Source organism: Marmoricola endophyticus (genome assembly GCF_014644415.1).
GTDB classification, from domain to species: domain Bacteria; phylum Actinomycetota; class Actinomycetes; order Propionibacteriales; family Nocardioidaceae; genus Marmoricola; species Marmoricola endophyticus.
On record NZ_BMKQ01000001.1, the window covers coordinates 1,039,284 to 1,056,831 of the forward strand.

Sequence of the window (17,548 nt, forward strand, 5' to 3'; positions counted from 1 at the left end):
TCCTCAGCCCCTCGGGATCTCCGTGAGCTCGAAGGACTCCACGACATCGCCTTCCTTGATGTCGTTGTAGCCCCGGATCACCAGACCGCACTCGAAGCCCTCGCGGACCTCGGCGGCGTCGTCCTTCTCGCGGCGCAGCGAGGCCAGGTCGGCGCTCTCGACCACGACGGCACCGTCGCGGACCAGCCGAACCTTGGCGTTGCGGCGCACCACACCGCTGGTGACCATGCAGCCGGCGATGTTGCCGACCTTCGAGCTGCGGAAGATCGCGCGGATCTCGGCCTGGCCGAGGACGCTCTCCTCGTACTCCGGCTTGAGCATGCCCTTGAGCGCCGCCTCGATCTCCTCGATGGCGTTGTAGATCACCGAGTAGTAGCGGATCTCGACGCCCTCGCGGTCGGCCATCTCGGTCGCCTTGCCCTGCGGGCGGACGTTGAAGCCGATGATGATCGCGTCGGAGGCCGCGGCCAGGTCGACGTTGGTCTCCGTGATCGCACCGACACCGCGGTCGATGATCCGGATGGTGACCTCGTCGCCGACGTCGATCTTGGCCAGCGAGTCCTCGAGGGCCTCGACCGAGCCGGACACGTCGCCCTTGAGGATGAGGTTGAGCTCCTGGCTCGCGCCCTTCTCCATGGAGGCCATGAAGTCCTCGAGCGTACGACGCACGCGCCGCTTGGCCTGCATGGCCGCCCGCTCGCGGGCCTCGCGCTTCTCGGCGATCTGACGCGCCATCCGGTCGTCCTCGACGACGATCAGGTTCTGACCGGCACCGGGAACGGCGGAGAGCCCGAGCACCATGGCCGGACGCGACGGAGTCGCCTCCTCGATGGTCTCGCCGTACTCGTCGAGCATGGCGCGCACGCGGCCGTGGGCCGCGCCGACGACGATCGAGTCACCGACGTGCAGCGTGCCGCGCTGGATCAGCACGGTCGCCGTCGGGCCGCGGCCCTTGTCCAGGTGCGCCTCGACGACGAGCCCCTGCGCGTCCTGCGTCGGGTTGGCCCGCAGGTCCAGGGAGGCGTCGGCGGTCAGCACGACGGCCTCGAGCAGCGTGTCGAGGTTCAGCTCGGACTTGGCCGACACGTCCACGAACATCGCGTCGCCGCCGTACTCCTCGGGCACGAGGCCGTACTCGGAGAGCTGACCACGCACCTTCGTCGGGTCGGCGTCGGGCTTGTCGATCTTGTTCACCGCGACGACGATCGGCACGTCGGCCGCCTTGGCGTGGTTGAGCGCCTCGACCGTCTGCGGCATGACGCCGTCGTCGGCGGCGACGACGAGGATCGCGATGTCGGTCGCCTGCGCACCACGGGCACGCATCGAGGTGAACGCCTCGTGACCCGGGGTGTCGATGAAGGTGATCCGGCGCTCCTCGCCTTCCACCTCGGTGGCGACCTGGTAGGCGCCGATGTGCTGGGTGATGCCGCCGGCCTCCTTGTCGACGACGTTCGCGTCGCGAAGGGCGTCCAGCAGCTTGGTCTTGCCGTGGTCGACGTGACCCATCACCGTGACGACCGGCGGGCGGACGGCGAGGTCGTCCTCGTCGCCCTCGTCCTCCCCGAACTCGAGGTCGAACGACTCCAGCAGCTCGCGGTCCTCGTCCTCGGGAGAGACGACCTGGACGTCGTAGTTGAGCTCCTCGCCGAGCAGCTCGAAGGTCTCCTCGTTGACCGACTCGGTCGCGGTGACCATCTCGCCCAGGCTGAACAGCATCTGCACCAGCGACGCGGCGTCGACACCGATCTTCTCCGCGAAGTCGGTCAGCGAGGCGCCACGGGCCAGGCGGACGGTCTCGCCGTCGCCCTTGCGGACGCGCACGCCGCCGATCGTCGGGGCCTGCATCGCCTCGAACTCCTGGCGACGGGCCCGCTTGGACTTGCGCCCGCGACGCGAGGGACCGCCGGGACGACCGAACGCGCCCTGCGTCTGACCACGACCGCCGGGACGACCGCCCGGGCGGCCACGGAAGCCACCTCCGGGCGGGCCACCGGGCCCACCGCCGGGTCCACCGCGGCCCGGCGCACCGCCGGGTCCACCACGACCGGGGGCTCCACCGCGACCGCCGGGACCGCCACGACCGGGGCCGGGACGTCCCCCGGGACCGTTGCCGAAGGCGGCGGGCGACTTCGGCATCATCGCCGGGTTCGGGCGAGGCATGCCAGTGCGACCGCCGGCGGCGCCGTCACGGCCCTGCGGCGGGCGCGGCGGGCGCTCGTCGTCGCGGTCCGTGGCACCGCCGGGGGCGCCAGGGCCGCCCGGGGCAGGCGCCGACGGGCGGCGCCCCATGCCCTGGGTGGAGGAGAACGGGTTGTTGCCCGGACGCGGGGCTCCGGGACGGTTGGCACCGCCGGGCTTGCCGACGGGACGCGGCGCGGGCGACGGCTTGGGCGACGCCTTCGGCCCGGGGACCGGAGCGCCACCCTCGCGGGCGGCAGGTGCCTCGGGTGCTTCAGGGGCCTCCGTGGCAGCGGGCTCGGGAGCCTCCTGCGCGGCCGGCTCCTGCGGCGCTGCGGGACGCGGACCCGGGCGGGGGCCCGGCGTCGGGCCGGCCGGCGCCTCGGTCTCCGCCTCGGGGGCAGGCGCCTCGGACGGCGCCGCCTCGCTCGCGGACTCCGCCGCCGGCGCCTCGGCAGGCGTGCCGGACGGCGGCTTCGGGGTCGCCTTCGGAGCGGGAGCCTTGCGGGCGGCCTTCTTGGCCTCCGCGGCCTCCTTCTTCGCCGTCAGGTCGGCGCCGTAGGTGTCCTCGAACTTCTTGACGACGGGCGGCTCGACGCTCGAGGACGCCGCCTTCACGTACTCGCCCATCTGCGTCATCATCTCGATGACGTCGGCGCTCTTGACGCCGTACTCCTTGGCGAGCTCGGAGACTCGCTTCTTGCTGGGGGCCACAGTTCCTCCTGGTCCGGTGCCAGGAGGCAGGCCGGACCGACTAGTGCGGGTGGATGCTCATCGCGAGGTACTCATCGCAGGCTCATGAGCAGGTGCTCCATCTCAGGGTCGGATCTCTCGGTCGGTGTCGTGCGCTGTGCGGAGGTACTCGTCGAGCGTCTGCGTGCTCAGTGCCCCGGAGAACCTCAGCGCCCTGGGGAACGCACGCCGCCGCACGGCGAGCGCGAGACACGCGGACGTGGGGTGCAGGTGCGCCCCGCGGCCCGGCGCGGTGGCCCGAGGATCCGGTACGACGGCGTCGCCGTGCGCATCGACTCCCGTGACCACCCGCAGCAGCTCACGCTTGGTGGCCCGCTCGCGGCACCCGACACAGGTCCGGACGACATCTCGCGAAGCCACCGGTGACACTCTAACGCGCAGCGCCCCACGACGGCGAAACGGGCGACGGGCCGGGTCTCGACTCCGCTCCGGGCGCCGGCACCGGGCTGGGCCGTGGTCACCGGCTGTGCGCACCTCACCGGGTCTCGACTCCGCTCGCACGACCGAGCACCGGGCTGGGCCGTAGTCACCGGCTGTGCGCACCTCACCGGGTCTCGACTCCGCTCGCACGACCTCGTACCTCGGTCGTGTCGCGGGCTCGACCTGGCCGCCCGACGCGCCGGGTTCGTTCCTCACCCGTCGCTGGGCGTCTCATCGCGGGCTCGACCTCGACCCGCTGGCGCGAGGCGTTCCTTCGTCACGCCTCGCTTGCGGGGTCGACATCAGGTCGGATGTCGATCCGCCAGCCGGTGAGGCGGGCGGCGAGGCGGGCATTCTGCCCCTCCTTGCCGATCGCCAGCGAGAGCTGGAAGTCCGGCACCACGACGCGCGCGGCCTTGGCGTCGGCGTCGACGACGGTGACCGAGGTGACCCGGGCGGGGCTCAACGCGTTGCCGACGTAGGTCGCGGGGTCGTCGGAGTGGTCGATGATGTCGATCTTCTCGCCGTTCAGGTCGCTCATCACGGAGCGGACCCGCTGCCCCATCGGGCCGATGCAGGCGCCCTTGGCGTTGACGCCCGGGACGGTCGAGCGGACGGCGATCTTGCTGCGGTGACCGGCCTCGCGGGCGACCGCCACGATCTCGACGCTGCCGTCGGCGATCTCGGGGACCTCCAGCGCGAACAGCTTGCGGACCAGGTCCGGGTGGGTGCGCGAGAGCATCACCTGCGGACCGCGCATCCCACGACGCACGTTGACGACCAGCGCGCGCAGGCGGGTGCCGTGGGAGTAGTCCTCGCCCGGCACCCGCTCGCCGGACGGCAGCAGCGCCTCCAGCTGGCCGAGGTCGACCATCACGTCGGCGGGGTTGCTGCCCTGCTGGATGAGCCCGGAGACGATGTCGCCGACCGTGCCGGCGAACTCGCCGTACTTGCGCTCGTCCTCGACGTCGCGCAGCCGCTGCAGGATCACCTGCTTGGCGGTGGTGGCGGCGATCCGGCCGAACCCGGCGGGGGTGTCGTCGTACTCGCCGACCGGCTCCCCGTCCTCGCCCGTCTCGGTGGCCAGCACCTGCACGCGGCCGCTCTTGCGGTCCAGGACGACGCGCGCCTTCGCCTCGGCGTCCCCGGACTTCTGGTACGCGGTGAGCAGCGACTGCTCGATCGCCTCGACGAGCACGTCGATCGAGATCTCCCGCTCGGCGGCCATCATCCGCAGGATGGTCATGTCGATGTCCATGGGCTCACTTCTCCTTCGCGGCGAACTCGACCTGCACCGTCGCCCTGGCGACGTCGGCGTAGGCGATCTCGCGGTCGGTCCCGCTCACGTCGAGCCGGACCGAGGTCTCCCCCGCCTGCCGGACCCGACCGGTGAGCGTCTCGCCGTCGGTCAGGCGGGTCTTCACCAACCGGTCGGTGTTGCGTCGCCAGTGCCTCGGCAGGCTCAGCGGCCGGCCGACGCCGGGCGAGCCGACCTCGAGGGTGTACGCCGCCGCGCCCAGCCCCGGCAGGGTGTCGCGCGCCTCCAGCACCTCGTTGACCGCACGGGTCGCGTCGGCGACGTCGTCCATCGAGACCCCGCCGTCCTTGTCCACGGCGACCCTCAGCAGGCGGCGCTTGCCGGCGCTGGTGACCTCGACGGCCTCCAGGTCCAGGCCGAGCGCCTCGACGGGCGTGGCCAGCAGGGCGGTCAGCTCGTCGGAGGGGTCGCCGGTCGACCTCTCGGGCTGCTGCGGACCGGTCACGATCGCACCTCCTGCTGTCCAGTTGTCACCGTGCCGTCCTCGACCCGGTGGCCGCGGACTGCCCCACCCTAGCCAGGCGTCGGCGCGGTCCGGCTGCGTAGGGTGACCGGCGTGCCGACGCCGGACCTCCCCTCGCCGCTGACCCGGCGCACGGCGCTGCTCGGTCTGCTCGGCGCGGGAGCGCTGAGCGGGTGCTCGTTCGAGGGGATGCGCGTGCAGGTGCCCGGCTCGGCGACCGAGTCCCCCAGCCCGTCGGCGTCCGCGTCGCCGGACGTGCGCGCCGGGGACACCGAGGCGGACGAGCGGCTGCTGGGCCGGTTGGTCGACGAGCTGATCCCGGTCCTCACCCTCCTGACGCGTACGACGTCGCGGCACCCCGCGCTCCGCGGCAGGCTGGCGCCGCTCTCCGAGTCCCTGCGCACCGACCTCGCGACCCTGCGCGCCGCCGGTCCGGGCGGAGCGACCACCACCCCCTCCCCCACCGCCACTGCCACCGCCACCGCGGTGCCCGCCTCCCAGGACGCCGCGCTGCGCTCGTCCGTCGCCGCCGCCACGAGGTTGCGCGACTCGCTGGGCCGCAGCGCGCTCGCGGCGCTGTCGGGACGCTTCGCCCGGCTGATCGCGTCGATGGCCGCGGCCCTCTCCCAGCGGCTGAGCCGCCTGTCGTCCACGGCCGCCTCGCCGACCACCCGCGTACCGGCCCTCCCGGCGACGTCGTCCTCGGACGTCGGCGGCGACAGCCCGCTGCAGGACGCCCTGGCCGGGGAGCACGCCGCGGTGTACGTCTACTCCGTCCTCGGCGCGCAGACCTCGCAGTCGGCGCAGCCCGAGGCGTACGACGACCTGACGGCGGCCTACACCTGGCACCGCGGCTGCCGGGACCGGCTGGTCGCGACGCTGCGCGAGCGCGGGCTGGCGCCGGCCCCGGCGGCTGCGTCGTACGCCCTGCCGAACGCGGTGGCGACGCCCGCCCAGGTGACTGCGGCCGCGCTCGTGACCGAGCAGCGGGTGACGACGCTCTACGGCCGGCTGGTCCAGGAGACCGTCGCCGGCGACCGGGCCTGGGCGGTCGCGCTGCTGCGCGAGAGCGCGCTGCGCCAGCTCGGCTTCGGCGGCTCGGCGGAGACGTTCCCCGGCACGACGGACTGAGGGCTCAGGACCGCATCACCACGAGGTCGCCGTGGGTGCCGTACCCCAGCAGCGGCCGGCGCCCGGTCCTCCGCCGCCGCGGCTCCAGCGGGGTGCCGTCGAAGGTGACCATCAGCCACGAGCCGTCCTCGCGCTCGACGAGCTGGGGGTGCGGGATGTTGCTGGGGTACGGCGCGTCGAGCGCGCCCAGCCGCTCCCCCGACCACGGGTCGGCGACGACGTACGCCCGCCGGTCCCCGTCGCTGGCCAGCAGCGAGGCCCGGCCACCGCGTCCTACGAGCAGCGGGCCCTCGGTCTGCCCCGGCTCGCCGACCGCCGCCGCTCTCCGCAGCCCGGCGAAGGGCTCGGCGTCGTCGGTGCGGGCGGTGGCGGGGCGGAAGCGCATCGGCCGCAGCGACTCGGCCTCGACGTGCGCGACCAGCCAGCCGTCCCCGTCGCGCAGCAGCGCCGGGTCCCAGGTGCCGAGCGTCCCCGCCGGCACCGGGAGCGCGACGCGCTCGGAGTCGAGCACGTGGACGCCGCCGAGCAGGTCCTCGCGCGACGTCGCGAGCCGGACGTGCACGCCGCGCTGCGGGCTGAAGTCGCCCCACGACGACGTCGCCACGAGCCACCGGTCGCCGTCGCGGACCAGGTGGCCCGCGTGGTCGCCGAGGACGAGACCGTCGCGACGCGCGTAGATCGCGGCCACCCGCTCGAGCGAGTCGACGCGGTCCGGGTCGAGCGCGAAGACGCCCCAGTGCGCCTGCCGGAAGCCTCCCGGGCCGGCACAGGTCATGGTGAGGAACACCCGCCCGCCGCGGACGTACGCCCTCCCGTCGGCGTGGGTGACCAGGTGCGGGTCGCGCACCCCGACCGCACCGAACGGACCGCGGCGCCGCTCCCCCTCGGCGGGGCTCGCCTCGCACCACTGCGCGCCCGCGAGCACCGCCGGGTCGCGCGGGTCGGGGCCGTCGAGCGCCGCGGTGAGCACCGGTCGCCAGCGCCCCCGGCGGTGGACGAAGGCGGTGGCGTGCCGCTCACACAGGGCGAACCCGAGCGTCGCCCCGACCGGCAGGCGTGCCCGACGGGCGGCCAGCTCCTGGGACCCCGCCACGAGGCGTACCCGGTGGCCGTCGTGCGCGGCGTGCACGAGGTCCAGCCCGGCGCGGACGACGCCGTCCGCAGCGCGCACGGTCGTGGCGCCGAGGTACGGCGCGAGCGGTGCGGCCGAGGCGTCGGCGAGGTCCTCCGCGACCAGCTGCACGAGACGCTGCCGGTGCACCTCGTGGAACCGCAGGTCGGCGAACGGGTGGGTCACGGCCCCGAGTCAACCGCAGGTGCGACCCCGGCTCGACGCGCGAGGGTCGACGTGGTCGGGTGGGCGGCGTGGGTGACTACCGCGGGGTGCTCGGTCTGCTGCTGGTCCTGCTCGTCGCGTGGGCGGTCTCGCGGGCGCGACGCGACCTCGCCTGGCGCACCGTGCTGGGCGCGCTGGTGCTGCAGGTGCTGTTCGCGTTCCTCGTGCTGCGCTGGGGCCCGGGACGAGACGCGCTGGGCTGGGTGTCCGACCGCGTGCAGTCGCTGATCGGGTACGCCGACGAGGGCACGTCGTTCCTCTTCGGCCCCCTGCTCGACGTCGGCGGCGGTAACCAGACCATCTTCGCGCTGCAGGTGCTGCCGGTGATCGTGTTCCTCGGGGCGCTGATCCAGCTGCTGTTCTACCTGCGCGTCGTGCAGTGGCTGACCTGGGCGATCGGCGGTGCGATCGCGTGGGTGCTGCGGGTGAGCAAGGTCGAGGCGATGTACGCCGCGACCGTGATCTTCCTCGGCCAGAGCGAGGCGCCGCTGATGATCGCGCCGTACCTCGCACGGCTGCGTACCGGGCAGGTCTTCACCGTGATGACCGGCGGGATGGCCGCCGCCGCGGGGTCCACGCTGGTCGGCTACTCGCTGCTCGGCGCTCCGCTGGAGTACCTGCTGGCGGCCACCGTGATGAACGCGCCGGCCTCGCTGCTGATCGCGAAGATCATGTGGCCCGAGGACCGCAGCGAGCCGGTCGAGGCGCCAGCCGAGGGCGGCACCGGGGACCGGGAGCAGGAGGCCGACCCCGAGGAGATCGACGTCCGCTCGGTCCGCGACACGGAGTCGGCCAACGTGATCGACGCGATCAGCGCCGGCGCGCTGGCCGGCGGCCGGATCGCGGTGACGGTCGGTGCACTGCTGCTCGCGTTCGTCGCGCTGATCGCCCTGGCCAACGGTGTGCTCGGCGCGGTCGGCGGCTGGGTCGGCCTCGACGGGCTCACCTTCCAGGGCATCCTCGGACACGCGTTCGCGCCGGTCGCCTGGCTGCTGGGGGTGCCGTGGGGCGAGGCCACCCAGGCCGGGTCCTACATCGGGCAGAAGACGGTGCTCAACGAGTTCGTCGCCTTCGCGGACTTCGGCCCGCAGGTCGGCTCGCTGTCGACGGTGACGGTCGCGGTGGTGACCTTCGCGCTGGCCGGCTTCGCGAACTTCTCCTCCATCGCGATCCAGGCCGGCACGCTCGGCTCGCTGCGTGAGGGGCTGCGCTCGACCGTCTCCCGGCTCGGGATGCGGGCGGTGCTCGCCGGGCTGCTGGCCAACCTCGCCAACGCCGCCATCGCGGGCCTGGTCATCGCGCACTGACGCCTCGGACGCTTCGTCCGTCAGCGAAGCGTTCTCGTCGCAACGTGGAGCCATGACGACGACGACAACGACGAGGACCGGCACGGCGCCGACGGACGCACCGCGGCAGCGCGGTGTGGCGCTGGTGGCGCTCTCCCTCACCTTCGGCCTCGTCCAGCTGGACGCCACCATCGTCAACGTCGCCCTGGACTCGGTCCGGGCCGACCTGGGCGGCGGTCTCGCGCAGACGCAGTGGCTCGTCGACGCGTACGCCGTCCCCTTCGCCGCGCTGCTGCTGGCCGCGGGGGCGCTCGGCGACCGGTGGGGACACCGGCGTACCTGTCTCACGGGCTTCGCCGTCTTTGCCCTCGCGTCGGTCCCGGCGGCGCTCGCCGGGACCTGGGCGGTGCTGCTCTCGGCCCGGGTCCTGCAGGGCGTCGGCGCCGCCCTCATGCTGCCGGCCTCGCTGGCCCTGGTCCGCGACCTGTTCCCCGAGCCGGGCGCCCGCCAGCGCGCTCTCGGCGTGTGGGGCGGCATCGCTTCGGTCGGCTTCGCCGCCGGCCCGGTGGTGGGCGGGCTGCTGATCAGCACGCTCGGGTGGCCCGCCGTCTTCTGGCTCAACGTTCCGGTGGCCGTGGTGGTCGCCTCTACCATCGCGCTGACCGGGCCTCCGGACCGACCGCGGCCACGGCGGGCCAGCGCGACCAGCACCGCCCTGGGCGTCCTCGCGCTGGGGTCCGTCGTCGCGGCGATCGTGCAGGCCGGTCAGGACCGGCTGGTCACGGCTGCGGTCCTCGGACTGGTCGCGGTGGCCGCCGGCGCGGCGTACGTGCGCAGCGAGCGGCGCAGCACCCGACCCCTCGTCCCCGCCGAGGTGCGCGGGTCGCGCGCCCTGCAGGGGGTCCTGGCGACGGGCTTCGGCTTCAACTTCACGATGTACGGCGCCCTGCTCTGCACGTCGTTGGTGCTCCAGGGCCGCGAGGGGCTGAGCCCTCTGGAGGGCGGCCTGGCCGTGCTGCCGATGGCTGTGGTCGTGGGCGTGGGAGCCACCGCGAGCGGCTACGCCGCTGCTCGCACGGGGCCGCGGGCGCCGATGCTCGCCGGGCTGTGTCTGGGAGGAGTCGGCGTGGTCCTCGTCGGGCTCAGCGGCCCGCTCGGCTCGGCGGTCCTCCTCGTCGTCGGACTGGCCACGTCCGGGCTGATCTCGCTGGCGATGCCGGCGATGACCTCGGTGGCCCTCGACGCGGTCGCGGCCGGGGACGCCGGTCTCGCCGGCGGCGCGCTCAACGCGGTCCGCCAGGTCGGTGGCGCGGTGGGGGTGGCCGTGATGGGCGCGCTCCTCAACGCCGGAGGTGGCAGCATCGGTCTCCTGGCGGCCGGGGCGGCCGGAGTGGTGGCCGTCGGGATCGCAGTCGCCGGGGCTCTGGTCGGCACGAGCAGGGAGGTGGAGCGGTGAGCGGAGGCGACGTCGACCTCGCCGCGGTCGCCGGACTGATCGGCGACCGCACCCGGAGCAGGATGCTGGTGGCACTGCTCGGCGGGAGGGAGATCTCCGCCAGCCTGCTCGCCGACGAGGCAGGCGTCTCCCCCTCCACGGCGAGCGGTCACCTGGCCAAGCTGGTGGACGGCGACCTGGTGGCCGCTCGTACCTCCGGACGGCACCGGCACTACCGGTTGGCGAGTGCCGCGGTCGCCGAGGTGGTCGAGCGGCTGGTCGAGCTCGCGCCCGCCGAGGAGATCGGCTCCCTGCGCGCCAGCCGTCGTGCGGCCGAGCTGCGGGTCGCGCGGACCTGCTACGACCACCTCGCGGGCCGGGTCGGCGTGGGGCTCATGCACGGCCTCCTGCAGCGCGGACACCTCACCGGCGGCGACGGCGGCTACGAGGCCGCCGCCGCCCAGCGGGACGCCCCCGCCTCGCCGGGCCGCGACCTCGACTACCGGCTGACACCCGGCGGGCAGGAGTTCCTGGACCACCTCGGCGTGGACCTGCCGCAGGGCAGACGGGCACTCGTGCGCTACTGCGTCGACTGGACCGAGACCCGCCACCACCTGGGTGGTCGGCTGGGCCGGGGGTTGCGGGACCGGTTCCTCGAGGCGGGGTGGCTGGAACCGCGCACGACGAACCGGGCCCTGCGGGTCACCGCGGAGGGCCGAGCGGTGCTGGCTGAGGAGTTCGGGCTGGACCTCAGCCCTTCCTGACCACCTCGGTGAGCCGCGCGACCGCCTCGCCGACGGGGACGTCGCTCCGCTCGCCGGAGCGCCGGTCCTTCAGCTCGACCACCCCGTCGGCCAGCCCCCGCCCGACCGTGACGATGCTGGGCACGCCCACCAGCTCGGCGTCCTTGAACTTCACACCGGGGCTGACCTTGCGCCGGTCGTCGTACAGCACCGACAGGCCGGCCCCGGACAGCTCGCGGACCAGCTCCTCGGCGGCCTCGAAGACCGCCTCGTCCTTGCCGGTGGCCACGACGTGGAGGTCGTACGGGCTGATCTCGCGCGGCCAGACCAGGCCGAGCTCGTCGTGGTTGCCCTCCGCGACCGCGGCGACGGCGCGGGAGACGCCGATGCCGTACGACCCCATCGTGACGGTGGTCAGCTTGCCGATCTCGTCGAGGACCTGCAGCCCGAGCGCCTCGGCGTACTTCGTGCCGAGGGCGAAGATGTGGCCCATCTCGATGCCGCGGGCGGTCTCCAGGGAGCCGTCGTCGCAGACGGGGCAGGGGTCGCCGTCGCGCACCTCCGCCGCCTCGATCGTGCCGTCGGCGGTGAAGTCGCGGCCCGCGACCAGGTCCAGCACGTGGCTGCCCGCGACGTCGGCGCCGGTGACCCAGCGGGTGCCCTCGGCGACGCGCGGGTCGACGAGGTAGCGGATGCCCGAGGCGTTCTCCTCGCCCAGCACGCCGGGGCCGACGTAGCCCTTGACCAGCGTCGGGTGCCTGCGGATCTCCTCCTCGTCCATCGGCTCGACCTCGATCGGCTCCAGCTGTCCGTCGAGCCGCTTCTGGTCGACCTCGCGGTCCCCGGGCAGGCCGATCGCGACCGGCTCGCGGGTGCCGTCGGGGTGCTTGAGCACGACCAGCACGTTCTTCAGCGTGTCCCCGGCGGTCCAGGGCCGGTCGTCTCGGGGGTGGTCCGCGTTGAGCACGTCCACGAGCGTCGCGATGGTCGGGGTGTCCGGCGTCTTCTCGGCGTGCGCGGCGGGGAGGCCGTCGTACGCCGTGGGCGCGGGCGGACGCGTCGTGACCGCCTCGACGTTGGCGGCGTAGTCGCAGCTCGTGCAGCGGACGTAGGTGTCCTCGCCGGCGTCGGCCTTGGCCAGGAACTCCTCCGAGCGCGAGCCGCCCATCGCCCCGGACGTCGCCTTGACGACCGCGTAGTCGAACCCGAGCCGGTCGAAGATCCGGACGTAGGCGTCGCGGTGCGCGAGGTAGCTGTCCTCCAGACCGGCGTCGGTGGTGTCGAAGGAGTAGGAGTCCTTCATCACGAACTCTCGCCCGCGCAGGATCCCGGCGCGGGGCCGCGCCTCGTCGCGGTACTTCGTCTGGATCTGGTAGAGCCAGACGGGGAGGTCCTTGTACGAGGAGTAGAGGTCCTTCACCGCCAGGGTGAACATCTCCTCGTGGGTGGGCCCGAGCAGGTAGTCGGCGCCCTTGCGGTCCTGCAGCCGGAACAGGCCGTCGCCGTACTCCGTCCACCGGTTGCTGGCCTCGTACGGCTCCTTGGGCAGCAGCGCGGGGAACTGCAGCTCCTGGGCGCCCATCGCGTCCATCTCCTCGCGGATGATGCCCTCGACGTTGCGCAGCACCCGCAGCCCCAGCGGCAGCCAGGAGTAGATCCCCGGCGCGGCACGGCGGACGTACCCCGCACGCACCAGCAGCCGGTGGCTGGCCACCTCGGCGTCGGCCGGGTCGTCGCGCAGCGTGCGCAGGAACAGGGACGACATCCGGGAGATCATGGGCTGAAGGCTAGTGGCGGGACACGGGCCGGGCCGAACGGGTTCTCCCCGTCCGGCCCGGCCCGTCGGCTGCCGCTCACGCCGGCCAGTCCGCCGAGGTCACCTCGCCCCCGCGGACCTCGACCTGCAGGTGGACGTCGTCGGTGCCCTTGGGCATCAGCGTCCACACCCCTTCCGTGAGCTCGGGGAAGACCAGCGACGGCACGACCTCCCCCTCGATCGGGCGCTCGACCACGGCCACGTGGTTGCGTGGCGTTCCCGGCGGGTCGCCGGGGTCGGCCACGTCGATCTCCTCCCCGATCATCGAGGAGGGCATGACGACGACCAGCGCACCGACGTCGCCGCCGATGTCGAGCATGACCGCGCCCTGGCCGGCGAACGGGTTCTCCGCACCGCCGTGCCCGTGGCCGTGGCCGTGCCCTTCGCTCATGCCGCGCTCGTCGTGCCCGGCTTGGTCTGGTAGCCCCCGCCGGGCAGCCCGAGGTACGGGAACGCCGCCAGCAGGTCCGCGTTCGTGTTCGTCGTCCCGTCGGTCAGCTGCCCCGCGGCGGCGTCCGGCGTGTAGGACTTGTCGACCAGCGGGATCGTCGCCCCGGCGACCGCGCGCAGCTCGATGGCGACCACGTCGTCGACGATCCGCCTGCCGTTGGGGAACCCGGCGGCGTCGCCGGCGACGAGGCCGATCGGGTTCTCCTGGCCGGCCGCCGCGGGCGGCACCGCGACGTTGAGCCGCAGCATGTCGGCCGGCGTGGTGCCGGTGAAGTTCTGGAAGCCGTCGACGCCGCCGGTCGGGATGCCCGTGAGCAGGATCGCCTCGAGGTCCTTGCGGTTCTTGCCGTACGCCGCCAGCTTGGGGAAGACCCCCGGGTAGAGCACCGGCAGCAGGCCGGCCAGCTCGGGGCGTCGTACGTAGCTGACGAAGCGGTACTCCTCCGAGGGCGGGGTGGCGTTCCAGAGGTCCTTCTTCGCCATCGGCACGAGCACCTCGTTGAACAGCGGGTTGCCCAGCCGAGAGACCTGCGCGTACGGGCCGGTCCCGGTGTAGCGACCCGTCCCGGGGTTGAACATCTGCGAGCGCTGCCGCGACGCCGACGTCCAGACGCCGATCGTGGCGTTCGGTGCCAGCGGGTCCGTGGGGACCGCGCCGCGCACCAGGTCGCTCTTCGGCACCTGGATGGCGATGGTGTGCACGTTGTAGGCCTGCACGGCGTTGATCCCGTCCATGGCGGCCAGCGGGATCAGGTGCTTGTCGTTGAACGGCCGCAGCCCGCCCAGGTCGAAGACGCTGCCCAGGTCGACGTGGAAGGCGTCCGCACGCTGGCCGGCGAAGACCTTGCCGCCGCCCGGCAGGTCGTGCACCGCGGCCGCGGCGAGGTCGGCGTAGTTCGGGGTGCTGCGTGGCCCGACGTTGACCGGCGGGCAGTACAGCCCCTTGGCCATCTCGCGCGAGCGTCCCGCCTGGCGCCGGATCACCCGGTAGGTCTGGGGGCGGTTCCAGCTGGAGCTGTCCAGGCTCTCGATCGGTCCGGTGTTGTAGAGGAACGACTTGGGGTTGCGCACGGTCGTCGTGAACCGGAACTGGTAGGTGATGTCCGGCTTGCCGTCGCCGGTGTTGTCGATGTTGATGTCGTAGAGCACGTCGGTGCCGAACTCGTAGAAGTTCGGCCCGCCGTCGGGCTGCTGGAGCGGGATGTAGTTCGCGATCAGCGTCACCGTGTCCGGCGCGTCGGGGCTGACGAACGCGTAGACGTCGGTGCTGTCGGCGACGGGGTCCTTGGCGATCTCGGGGGCTTCGCGGTGCGAGGACATCTCACTTGCCTCCCGCGGCGCGCAGGAGGCGGGCGACGAGGTCGTGGTCGGTGACCACGACCTCCTCCTCGCCCGACATGACGTGGACGACGCCGGCACGGGGGTTCTCCACCCAGGCGACGACGGCCTCGGTGCTGGCGGCGGGGGCGGCGTCCGCCCTCCCGGCCAGGCCGACGGCCGCCGTACCGGCGACACCGACGCCTGCACCGGCCAGGACGGTCCTTCTGCTGGTCTGACTCATGGCTGTCCCTTCGAAGCGCGCGGCTCGCGGGGGTGTGAGCCACGTCATACGCGCTTCGGAGGCGTCGCGTGTGCGGATGTGCCGGACCGGCGTGTCGTCCGGAGCGGTCTAGGCCGTCCGGGTCAGCCGCGCGCGGCGCGCAGCGCGATCCGGACCATCGGGAGCTGCAGGGGCAGCCGGCCGTACGCCGCAGCCTTGAACGCGCCGCTGTCGCTGCGTGCGGCGTCGCCGGCCATCTTCAAGTTGCCGGGGAAGACGCCGATCAGCAGGGCGGCGCTGGCCCAGCCGGCGGGGCGGCGGGTGCGCGCGCCGAGCAGCCCCGCTGCGCAGACCAGCTCGACCACCCCGGAGCCCAGGATCACCTCGCGGTGCGCGGGCACCCACGCCGGCATCAACGGCTCGAACGTCCGCGGCCGGACGAGGTGGGCCACTCCACCGGCACCCAGGATCGCGGCCAGCAGGGACACCTCACGAGGACGCGGCATGGCGACGACCCTAGGGCGTGCCCCGTCGCCCTCAGAACATCAGCGTCGAGAAGGTGCTCGTCTGCGCGAACCCGGCCCGCTCGTACGCCCGGCGCGCGGGCGCGTTGTGGCCGTTGACGTACAGCGAGACCGTCGGCGCGATCTCCCGGCGTGCGATCTCCACGACGGCGGCCATGCCGCCGGCCGCCAGCCCCTCACCGCGCCGGCTCGGGTCGACGTAGACCCCCTGGACCTGGCAGGCGTACGGCGACGCCGCGGCCACCTCCGCCTTGAAGACCACCCGGTCGCCGTCGTACCGGGCGAAGGACCAGCCCCGGTTGACCAGCTGCGTCACCCGGGCACGGTAGAGCTCGCGGCCGCCGTCGGCCTCCGGGGAGATGCCGACCTCCTCGGTGTACATCGCCACGCACGCGGGGTAGAGGGCCGCGATGTCGGCGCTCTCCGAGCGACGCACCAACGGGTCGGGCTCGACGGCGGGCGGGCCGGTGAGCTCGAGGTGCGGCTGCTCCCACCGCTCGTCGCGCGGCGTCCCCCACGCGGGCCCGAGCACCCGCCACAGCTCCTCGACCATCGGACGGGGTCCGACGACCGTCGAGCTGCTCCGCGGCGCACGTGCGGCGCGGTCCGCGAACGCCGCGAGCGCCTCGGGGCCGGCGGCGGCGGGGACCAGGTTGGCCGCGGCGTGGCAGACCGCGGCGAGCACGCCGTCGTCGTACCAGCCCCACACCTCGCCGCCCAGCCAGCGCGGCTCCAACCGGGTCAGACGCACGCGGTAGTCGACGAACACGTTCGTGACCGGGTCCCGCTCGAGCAGCGCGAGCACCTCGGGCAGATCGGCGGGGCCCAGGACACGGACCCCCTGCTGAACCCTCGGCACCCGCCGGAGCCTAGTGGGTACGAGCAGCGGTGCGGGTCGGCCTCGGTGGTGGGGGCGGACTCAGCTGCCGGCGCTGACCTCGACGGAGGCGCCGTCGACGACCTCCATGCCCTCGGCGATGCGCATGGCCTCCTCGATCAGGGTCTCGACGATGTCCTTCTCCGGCACCGTCTTGATGACCTCGCCCTTGACGAAGATCTGCCCCTTGCCGTTGCCCGAGGCCACGCCGAGGTCGGCCTCTCGGGCCTCGCCGGGGCCGTTGACGACACAGCCCATCACGGCCACCCGTAGCGGGACCTCGAGCCCGTCGAGGCCTGCGGTGACCTCCTCGGCGAGCTTGTAGACGTCGACCTGGGCGCGTCCGCACGACGGGCAGGAGACGATCTCGAGACGCCGCGGCTTGAGGTTCAGCGACTCCAGGATCTGCAGACCGACCTTCACCTCCTCGACCGGCGGCGCGGACAGCGAGACGCGGATGGTGTCGCCGATGCCCTGGCTGAGCAGGTGGCCGAACGCGACCGAGGACTTGATCGTGCCCTGGAAGGCCGGGCCCGCCTCGGTGACGCCCAGGTGCAGCGGCCAGTCGCCCTCCGCGGCGAGCAGCTCGTACGCCCGCACCATGACGACCGGGTCGTTGTGCTTGACCGAGATCTTGAAGTCGCGGAAGCCGTGCTCCTCGAACAGGCTCGCCTCCCACTTGGCGGACTCGACGAGCGCCTCGGGGGTGGCCTTGCCGTACTTCTCCAGCAGCCGCTTGTCCAAGGACCCCGCGTTGACGCCGATCCGGATGGAGGTGCCGTGGTCCTGCGCCGCCTGGGCGATCTCCTTGACCTGGTCGTCGAACTTGCGGATGTTGCCGGGGTTCACCCGGACCGCCGCGCACCCGGCCTCGATCGCGGCGAAGACGTACTTCGGCTGGAAGTGGATGTCGGCGATCACCGGGATCTGCGACTTGGTCGCGATCGCCGGCAGGGCGTCGGCGTCGTCCTGGCTCGGGCAGGCGACCCGCACGATGTCGCACCCGGCGGCGGTCAGCTCGGCGATCTGCTGCAGCGTCGCGTTGATGTCCGAGGTGAGGGTCGTCGTCATCGACTGCACCGAGATCGGCGACTCGCTGCCGACACCGACCGACCCGACCTTGATCTGCCGGGTCTCCCGGCGGGGCGCGAGCACGGGCGGGGGTGCGGCGGGCATGCCGAGGGACACAGCGGTCATGCCTCCGAGCGTACGACGCGCCCGGCCACCGGACGCAGCCTCGTGTGCTGTGGTGGTCGCCCGGGCGACCGCTGCAGCACA

The 17,548-nt window shown here is 73.4% G+C and carries 16 protein-coding genes; 4 read left to right on the plus strand and 12 right to left on the minus strand.

What is annotated here, in order from left to right; translation table 11 throughout:
* Positions 1 to 3: 3 nt before the first annotated feature.
* From infB to rimP, 4 genes are all read right to left on the minus strand, one after another.
* Positions 4 to 2,892, minus strand: a complete 2,889-nt coding sequence (infB, locus tag IEX42_RS05075; protein WP_188778804.1) for a translation initiation factor IF-2 — start codon at positions 2,890 to 2,892, stop codon at positions 4 to 6.
* Positions 2,893 to 2,994: 102 nt separating this feature from the next.
* A complete protein-coding gene (locus IEX42_RS05080; RefSeq protein WP_229660605.1) occupies positions 2,995 to 3,291 on the minus strand; it encodes a YlxR family protein in 297 nt (98 codons plus the stop codon).
* Between the two features lie 337 nt (positions 3,292 to 3,628).
* The gene (gene nusA, locus IEX42_RS05085; RefSeq protein WP_188778807.1) at positions 3,629 to 4,609 is read right to left on the minus strand and encodes a transcription termination factor NusA; all 981 of its coding nucleotides are present in this window, start codon (positions 4,607 to 4,609) and stop codon (positions 3,629 to 3,631) included.
* 4 nt (positions 4,610 to 4,613) lie between these two features.
* Positions 4,614 to 5,114, minus strand: a complete 501-nt coding sequence (gene rimP / locus IEX42_RS05090; RefSeq protein ID WP_229660606.1) for a ribosome maturation factor RimP — start codon at positions 5,112 to 5,114, stop codon at positions 4,614 to 4,616.
* A gap of 111 nt (positions 5,115 to 5,225) precedes the next feature.
* Here rimP and IEX42_RS05095 point away from each other — a divergent pair, with 111 nt between their 5' ends.
* Complete coding sequence (locus IEX42_RS05095; protein ID WP_188778809.1) at positions 5,226 to 6,263, plus strand: ferritin-like domain-containing protein; 1,038 nt, start codon at positions 5,226 to 5,228, stop codon at positions 6,261 to 6,263.
* Positions 6,264 to 6,267: 4 nt separating this feature from the next.
* On the opposite strand, the gene IEX42_RS05100 is transcribed toward IEX42_RS05095, so the two are convergent.
* A complete protein-coding gene (locus tag IEX42_RS05100) occupies positions 6,268 to 7,560 on the minus strand; it encodes a hypothetical protein (protein ID WP_188778811.1) in 1,293 nt (430 codons plus the stop codon).
* A 68-nt stretch (positions 7,561 to 7,628) separates the two neighbouring features.
* On the opposite strand from IEX42_RS05100, the gene IEX42_RS05105 reads away from it, so the two are divergent.
* Genes IEX42_RS05105 through IEX42_RS05115 form a run of 3 tightly spaced genes read left to right on the plus strand, consistent with a single transcriptional unit; the run spans position 7,629 to position 11,084 of the window.
* On the plus strand, positions 7,629 to 8,906 hold the full coding sequence (locus IEX42_RS05105) for a NupC/NupG family nucleoside CNT transporter (RefSeq protein ID WP_188778813.1): 1,278 nt from the start codon (positions 7,629 to 7,631) through the stop codon (positions 8,904 to 8,906).
* A gap of 52 nt (positions 8,907 to 8,958) precedes the next feature.
* A complete protein-coding gene (locus IEX42_RS05110; RefSeq protein ID WP_188778815.1) occupies positions 8,959 to 10,341 on the plus strand; it encodes an MFS transporter in 1,383 nt (460 codons plus the stop codon).
* Entirely contained in the window at positions 10,338 to 11,084 is a 747-nt protein-coding gene (locus tag IEX42_RS05115) for an ArsR/SmtB family transcription factor (protein ID WP_229660607.1), read from the plus strand. The genes IEX42_RS05110 and IEX42_RS05115 overlap by 4 nt, the downstream gene beginning before the upstream one ends.
* Here the strand turns inward: IEX42_RS05115 and IEX42_RS05120 are convergent.
* The 7 genes from IEX42_RS05120 to ispG form a co-directional block, all read right to left on the minus strand.
* Complete coding sequence (locus IEX42_RS05120; protein WP_188778817.1) at positions 11,071 to 12,840, minus strand: proline--tRNA ligase; 1,770 nt, start codon at positions 12,838 to 12,840, stop codon at positions 11,071 to 11,073. The genes IEX42_RS05115 and IEX42_RS05120 overlap by 14 nt on opposite strands.
* 76 nt (positions 12,841 to 12,916) lie before the next feature.
* Positions 12,917 to 13,270 (minus strand): phospholipase, encoded by a 354-nt coding sequence (locus tag IEX42_RS05125; protein ID WP_188778819.1) that lies wholly within the window; start codon positions 13,268 to 13,270, stop codon positions 12,917 to 12,919.
* Positions 13,267 to 14,649, minus strand: coding sequence for a DUF4331 domain-containing protein (locus tag IEX42_RS05130; RefSeq protein ID WP_188778821.1), 1,383 nt, complete (start codon positions 14,647 to 14,649; stop codon positions 13,267 to 13,269). The genes IEX42_RS05125 and IEX42_RS05130 overlap by 4 nt, the downstream gene beginning before the upstream one ends.
* Position 14,650: 1 nt before the next feature.
* Positions 14,651 to 14,890, minus strand: a complete 240-nt coding sequence (locus IEX42_RS05135; RefSeq protein WP_188778822.1) for a hypothetical protein — start codon at positions 14,888 to 14,890, stop codon at positions 14,651 to 14,653.
* A 122-nt stretch (positions 14,891 to 15,012) separates the two neighbouring features.
* The gene (locus tag IEX42_RS05140; RefSeq protein WP_188778824.1) at positions 15,013 to 15,375 is read right to left on the minus strand and encodes a DoxX family protein; all 363 of its coding nucleotides are present in this window, start codon (positions 15,373 to 15,375) and stop codon (positions 15,013 to 15,015) included.
* A gap of 31 nt (positions 15,376 to 15,406) precedes the next feature.
* The gene (locus IEX42_RS05145) at positions 15,407 to 16,252 is read right to left on the minus strand and encodes a GNAT family N-acetyltransferase (protein WP_188778826.1); all 846 of its coding nucleotides are present in this window, start codon (positions 16,250 to 16,252) and stop codon (positions 15,407 to 15,409) included.
* A 60-nt stretch (positions 16,253 to 16,312) separates the two neighbouring features.
* The gene (gene ispG, locus IEX42_RS05150) at positions 16,313 to 17,467 is read right to left on the minus strand and encodes a flavodoxin-dependent (E)-4-hydroxy-3-methylbut-2-enyl-diphosphate synthase (RefSeq protein WP_188778828.1); all 1,155 of its coding nucleotides are present in this window, start codon (positions 17,465 to 17,467) and stop codon (positions 16,313 to 16,315) included.
* Positions 17,468 to 17,548: the final 81 nt, after the last annotated feature.